This window comes from Deltaproteobacteria bacterium (genome assembly GCA_030654105.1).
GTDB lineage: Bacteria > Desulfobacterota > SM23-61 > SM23-61 > SM23-61 > JAHJQK01.
This window is the reverse complement of sequence record JAURYC010000096.1, coordinates 1-3,135: the sequence shown is the minus strand read 5'-3', so window position 1 is coordinate 3,135 and position 3,135 is coordinate 1. Positions and strand designations below refer to the sequence as shown.

The window sequence follows — 3,135 nt, the reverse complement described above, 5'->3', positions numbered from 1 at the left end:
TTCATGGATTTTAAGAAAAAATTCTCAGACACTAACGATAGGCTGAAAGAAAGGCTTTTAGCATTACATGAAACACAAGCTAAACTGGACGAAGCCAGAAGAGACGTTCAAAAAGAACAACAAGCAGAACCAGAATCGATGCTCTCATTTTTATTCCTCCTTTCCTTTTTTTAAGTAAATAATTCTGAAATCATCCCTGCCATTCTTAAAAAAGAAAAAGCACCAAGAGGGACATAGAATCTCTCTGGAGCCACCCTAGGGGCACTTTCTGGTAACTCCTTCTCATACGCCACTCCAGAAGGTCAGGCGTTAGATTGTTGGGGTTACTTGTCTATGATGACACCATTTAACCGGAAAATACTCTAATCCTCATAGGTAGTCAAGGAAAAAATTACCTCTTGAAATAGCCTCAGTTTTCAAGTCCAAATTGATGACTTGCATTCGAAATGTTGCATTCTCGGCGATGACCTCAAAAACAGCAATTCAGGAAGAAGTCGTTACCTGGCTTGACAGTGTCCGCCAAATCAAATCCTGACTTTTATAGATTAAGAATGGTTTCAGTATCAGTAAAGAAATATATACATTTCCCTCTGCCACTAAACCCTGACCCTGACACTTATATTAAGTCCAGTCCCAGATATTGATCGATGATCCTCACAAACATCTCCACACCGAAGGGGAGCACGTCCTCGTCGATGTTAAAAAGGGAGCTATGAAAAGAATGGATAATCCCTTTTTTTTCGTTGCGGCAACCTAACCGGAAAAAAGAGCCGGGAACTTTCTGGAGGTAGTAAGCAAAGTCCTCCCCTCCCATGGAAGGATTTATGAATTCTACGTTTTCCTTGCCGATTCCTTGGGCACAGGCCGCTGCTACCAGATGGGACATTGGCGGGTCGTTGATAAGAGCCGGGTATCCGTCTTCAAACTCGTATTGATAATCCATATCAAAAGAGCGGGCGACCCCTTGGGTCGTCTGCTCAAGCCTGCTTTTGAGTTTTTCTCGAACTTGGGGGGAAAGAGAACGGACTGTCCCCCAAAGCTCCACTTCATCCGGGATGATGTTGAAAGCCGTTCCCCCATTCACCTTCCCGATGCTTAGCACGGCCCTGTCCAGAGGATTGATATTCCGGCTGACAATGGAATGGATTTGGGTAATCAGATGACCGGCAGCAAGGATAGGGTCTTTGGATAGATGGGGGTAAGCACCATGCCCTCCTTTCCCCAGAATTTTTATGCGAAACCGGTCGGTAGCTGCCAACCCTTCTCGCTCATGAATTCCTACCTTGCCCATCGGAAGATCCGGAAAAACATGGGCTCCAAAGATCGCATCAACTTTGGGGTTCTCCAGGACTCCCTCCTCCACCATCACTCTTCCACCTCCACCCCCCTCCTCGGCTGGCTGGAAGATCCATTTGATATTCCCCTTAACCTGCTCCTGGATGGAGGAGAAAAATTTAGCCACGCCCAAAAGGATCGTAACATGGGCATCATGGCCGCAGGCATGCATCTTTCCTTTAATCTGGGAAGCATAGGGAAGCTGAGTGGCTTCTTCGAGCGGCAAAGCGTCCATATCGGCCCGGATAGCCACCGTCTTTCCTTTTTTCCCGCCTTGCAAAAGACCGACGACTCCGGTCTTCGCCCATCCGGTTTTTACCTCAAGGCCGAATTTTCCCAGCCAGGCGGAAACCAACCTGGAGGTTTCGACCTCTTCAAACATCAGTTCCGGGTGCATGTGAATCGTTCTGCGGATCTCCACCAGCCAATCTTTCATGCTGGCAATTTCCTCTTGGAAAGAATTTTTCATTATTTTTTCCTTTTGCATCTTTTTTTATTAAAATCGAGCATCCCCCTCCAATGCAAGAAAATAGGGTTCAAGGATTCGAGGGTCCAACCCTTGACCCCTTGAACCCTTATGTTATTACAGCAGGGCTCGAACGGCATTCAGGATTCGGTCATAGTCCGGCTCTTGGGCGATTTCCGGCACCAGCTCCACATAGCGGATGATGTCCTGATCATCGACGATGAAGACCGACCTGGCCAGAAGCTTAAGTTCCTTGACCAGCACGCCGTACGCCAAACCAAATGAATGGTCCCGGTAATCCGAAAAAGTTTTGACCTTCTCCACTCCCGCCGCCGCGCACCAGCGCGCCTGGGCAAAAGGTAAATCCATGCTGATGGTGAGGATGGCCACGTTCTCTGGCAGTTTATCCGCCTCTTGGTTAAACCTGCGGGTCTCCGTGTTGCATACCGGAGTGTCCAGGGACGGAACGGCGGTGATGATTTTGATTTTACCTTGGTAGGATTCCAGGGTCGCAGGTTGCATCGAGTTGTCTAATACCTTAAAATTGGGAGCCTTATCTCCCACCTTTACTTCTTCGCCCAACAGGGTCAAGGGGTTTCCCTTGAAAGTCACCAGTCCCGGCCGTTCTTTTTCCGTGGGCATAACCTTGGCTGCAAATTCTTTAACTTTGGCTTAGAGCTCAAAGAGTTTGCCTTCGGCGGCCTTCCGGTATTCTTCAAGTTCCGTAACTTTTCCCCGGAGCGCCTTGCTTTTTGCTTCTAATTCTTCCTTTAATTTTTTGACCTCGGCACCGACCTTACTTTTCATTTCCAGGATGCTCTGGCTCGTCTTTTCTTTGAGAGCGGAGACTTCCCTCCCCGCTTGGGCCATCGTTTCTCTAAAGGTTTTTTGGCTTTCTCTGATCATCTTTTCCTTTTCGGCCAACTCTTTCCTGATTCTCTGGACCAAGGAATCCTTCTGGGTGCCCACATTTTTGGCCCTCTTTTCGGCTTCGGTCATTAACCTTTTGGCTTCGGTTCCCGCCTTGCTTTTGAGTTCAAGAAGACTCTCTTGGGCTTTTTGCAGCAGACTTTTTTTGCTGGCGGCAATTATTTTTTCTTTTCGGGCCAGTTCATCCTTAAGTTTCTTAACCAGGGCTTCTCTTGGGGAGATCAACCTCTTCGCCTTCTCTGCACTCTTCTTGGCCATTTTCTCTTTCAACCCCGCAATTTCTCTCGTGGCCTTCTTGACGGGTTTTTTCAGCGATTTTTTAACCCCATTCCCCTTCTTCTCCAACCCTTGCTTTGCGCGCCTTACCGTTTTCATACTTTTGCCCTCCTTTCCCCTTTTTCTCT

Annotated in this window: 3 protein-coding genes; all 3 read right to left on the bottom strand. The window is 47.8% G+C overall.

The genetic code is table 11. The features are described from left to right. Positions 1 to 616: 616 nt before the first annotated feature. On the bottom strand, positions 617 to 1,804 hold the full coding sequence (locus tag Q7V48_03680; protein MDO9209835.1) for a M20 family metallopeptidase: 1,188 nt from the start codon (positions 1,802 to 1,804) through the stop codon (positions 617 to 619). Between the two features lie 114 nt (positions 1,805 to 1,918). Beyond that, positions 1,919 to 2,443, bottom strand: a complete 525-nt coding sequence (tpx, locus tag Q7V48_03675) for a thiol peroxidase (GenBank protein ID MDO9209834.1) — start codon at positions 2,441 to 2,443, stop codon at positions 1,919 to 1,921. A 30-nt stretch (positions 2,444 to 2,473) separates the two neighbouring features. Next, positions 2,474 to 3,106 (bottom strand): hypothetical protein, encoded by a 633-nt coding sequence (locus tag Q7V48_03670; GenBank protein ID MDO9209833.1) that lies wholly within the window; start codon positions 3,104 to 3,106, stop codon positions 2,474 to 2,476. Between the last annotated feature and the right edge of the window lie 29 nt (positions 3,107 to 3,135).